The 3,404-nt window shown below is 27.4% G+C and carries 4 protein-coding genes and 1 pseudogene; all 5 read right to left on the reverse strand.

Annotation, left to right across the window (positions count from 1 at the left end; all coding sequences use genetic code 11):
- A pseudogene (locus tag ACERKK_RS12295) lies at positions 1-396 on the reverse strand (thiazole synthase); the annotation flags it as partial.
- On the reverse strand, positions 389-703 hold the full coding sequence (gene cutA / locus ACERKK_RS12300; protein WP_373773369.1) for a divalent-cation tolerance protein CutA: 315 nt from the start codon (positions 701-703) through the stop codon (positions 389-391). The pseudogene ACERKK_RS12295 and the gene cutA, both read right to left, overlap by 8 nt.
- A complete protein-coding gene (locus ACERKK_RS12305) occupies positions 700-2,085 on the reverse strand; it encodes an NAD(P)H-hydrate dehydratase (RefSeq protein ID WP_373773370.1) in 1,386 nt (461 codons plus the stop codon). Before ACERKK_RS12305 ends, cutA begins: the two co-directional genes overlap by 4 nt.
- A gap of 12 nt (positions 2,086-2,097) precedes the next feature.
- Positions 2,098-2,421, reverse strand: a complete 324-nt coding sequence (locus ACERKK_RS12310) for a translation initiation factor SUI1 (protein ID WP_373773371.1) — start codon at positions 2,419-2,421, stop codon at positions 2,098-2,100.
- On the reverse strand, positions 2,421-3,404 hold a 984-nt coding region (gene tsaD, locus ACERKK_RS12315), incomplete at its 5' end, for a tRNA (adenosine(37)-N6)-threonylcarbamoyltransferase complex transferase subunit TsaD (protein WP_373773372.1). The genes tsaD and ACERKK_RS12310, both read right to left, overlap by 1 nt.

Consider the following 3,404-nt stretch of genomic DNA (forward strand, 5'->3'; position numbering starts at 1 on the left):
CATAATTGTAAAACCATCTTTTTTTAATACTTCACAAGCTTTGATAGTTTCGATTACGTCTGGATATAAAGTTTTATGTGCATCACCAATAACTTCTAATTTAATAATATCAATTCCAGTTGCTTCTCTCATTAGTCTAAAAGTTGTAATAGCTTCTTCTGCTGTAAAACAACCTGCTGAATTTGGTAAAAGTTTTACATTTGTATCTTTAAAATAATCTAATAAATTTTCTTCATTTGGGTTTGTAATATTTACTCTTCTAATTGCTACTGTAATTAATTCACTTCCAGAAGCTAAAGTTGCTTCTCTTGTTGTTTGAAAATCAGCATATTTTCCTGATCCTACTATTAATCTACTATTAAATTCATATTTACCTATTTTTAATATTTCACTCATTCGTATTATCTCCTATAAATTTTAAATATTTTTTACTTGAATTAGTTATATCTATTTGAATAATTTCAGGCACATCATAACTATGTAATTCTTTAATTTTGCTTTTGACTTTTTCAAAATTTTCTTTTCTAGTTTTTATACTTAGAAGAGTTTCCACATCACTACAGAATTCATCATTCCAAGAATAAAAAGATTCTATGTCACTTAATTGAATACAAGCTGCTAATTTTGTATCAATTAAAACTTTTGCGATATTTTTTGCTTCTATTTTTGAAGAACATGTTGTTTGAATTATTACTGCACTCATAATTTTTTTATCTCCTCTATTAAATCAATAGGACTTAATGAATAGTTGTTCTTTTTATAATTATTAGCTGCAATACTATGTGCTAAACTAGCACTTATTGTTGCATCTAAAGCATTATACCCTTGTGCTAAAAGTGAACCAATTAGTCCACTTAAAACATCTCCACTACCACCTTTACTCAAGCTTGCACTACCATAAGTATTAATATATATCTTATTATACAAAGAGATAATTACATTTGTTCCTTTTAAAAGTAATACTATATTAGGATATTTTTTACAAAAGATTTCTACATATTTAAGTCTATTATTTTGCAATTGTTCAATACTAATATCATCAATATCACAAAGTTTTAATAAGGCACAAAACTCTTTTGGATGCGGTGTTAATACTATGTTTTGATCTAAAACATCAAGTATTAAAGGAGAATAAAATAAATCAGCATCAATTATTTTTGGAATATCTTTTGATAAAATATCTTTTATTTCATTCTCTTCATAATTTCCTAATCCCATTCCTATTGCAATTGCTGTGCAATTTTTGCTTAAAAAATGACTTTGCATTATATGGCAAGGAAGTTCTAGTTCTTCATGAGATACAGTTGTTACTAAACCTGCACCAAAAGCAAAAGCTGCATTTGAAGCTATAATTGAAGCACCCTTTTTACATCCTGCAATTACATTTAGGTGTCCATATGTACCTTTGTGTGAATTATGAGTATTTCTAAAAGGAAGAAGCATATCACTTTTTTCTAGTAGATATTTATTTGTAGTAGTTTCATAAACTTCTCTTTGAACTCCCAAATTTGATACAAGGACTTTTCCTACATAATCTTTTGAAGTATCTGTATATAAAGAAGTTTTTAAAGCACCCATAGTAATAGTAATATCAGCATAGAAAGCTATTGTTGAGATTTGACCTAAGATATTTATTCCACTTGGTATATCACAAGCTATTTTTACAGATTCTAATTGATTTAATTGTTTTATTATATTTATAGATTGAGTATTTAAATCTTTATTTAATCCTGTGCCAAATAAACAATCAACAATTATATCACTTGATATAATTTCATTTACAAAGTTAAGACCAAGTGCTTTTGCCCTTTTTTCTTGAACTTTTGCCATATTTGATTTAACACCAAAAGGTAGATATAAAGAAACTTCATATTTTTTATAAAGTAATCTCGCTAATGCTATTCCATCAGCGCCATTATTTCCAGCACCACAGACGATAAAAATAGATTTCTTTTTTTTGTATTGTTTTTGAATATATAATGCAATTGAATTTGCAGCATGTTCCATCAGAATATCTTCACTTAAAGCAAACTTTTCATAACATCTTTGATCTAAGGTATTTACTTCATCAAATAGTTTTTGCATTATAAAATCCTTTTATTTTCTAAATTTCCAACCGTCACTTTCTAAAATAGTGATGATTTTATCTTTTACATCACCTTGTATTTCTATCCATTCTTCTTTGATAGCACCACCACAAGCTAGTTTTTTCTTTAATAATTTTAGTACATTCTTTTTATCTTCATTAGAAATATTAAATCTACCTACTAAAGTTACTGGTTTACCTTTTCTTTTTTCGTAAGTAAAAACTAATTGATGTTGATTCTTTGGCTCTATTTTATTTGATACTTTCTTTTTTTTATCATTTTTTGATGTGTCATAAGTCTCTGTATCTAAATTTGCACCCATTTGAAATATCATTAAAATTCCTTTAGTCTACTTTTTACATCAATTTCATCAATTGATATAAAATCATTTTGTTTATATTGTTCTATTGCAACTCTACCAATCATTGCAGCATTATCACTACAATATTTTAATTGACTTAAATATAAGTTTGTTTTATTAGTTTTACATAAATCTTCTATTTGTGTTCTTAAATAGATATTAGCACTAGCTCCACCAACTATTGCAAAGTTTTTAGGGGCTTTTTGTTTAAATAATTTTTTTGTTTTTTGCATAATATGCGATACTGCTGTTTTTTGGAAACATGCACAAATATCATATTTATCTTGTTCACTTATTTCATTTTCACTATTTTCTAGTTTTTCTATTTGTAATCGAACTGCATTTTTAAGCCCTGAATATGAGAATTCTATATTTGGACTTTGTCTAAGAGGTATTGGTAATTCAAATCTATTTTCATCACCTTTTAGAGCATACTCTTGAACAATTGGACCACCTGGATAACCAAGTTTCATCATTTTAGATACTTTATCAAAACTTTCTCCAAAACTATCATCCATAGTACTTGCAATAATATTCATATCATTTAAAGAGTTTGCTTCAATTATTTGAGTATGTCCACCTGAAACTAATAAAATAGTAATAGGTAATACTTCTTCTTTTTCAATAAAAAGTGAGTAAATATGACCTTTTAGATGATTTACTGCAATTAATGGTAAATCAAGGCTTAAAGCTAATGCTTTTGCCATTGTTACGCCTTCCATTAAGGTAACTGATAATCCAGGAGCATTTGTAACTGCTATTGCTTTTAAGGCATGAAAATATTCTTTACACTCTTCTAATATTTTGGGTAAGGCTTCCACATGCAATCTTGCAGCAAGTTCAGGAACAACACCACCATAAACACTATGTTGTAGTTCTTGAGATATTTTTTTGTGGTAGATTAATTCTTTAGTTTCTATATTTGTAATAGCAATTGAACTGTCGTCACAAGAGCT

Source organism: Poseidonibacter sp. (assembly GCF_041821165.1).
Taxonomy (GTDB): domain Bacteria; phylum Campylobacterota; class Campylobacteria; order Campylobacterales; family Arcobacteraceae; genus Poseidonibacter.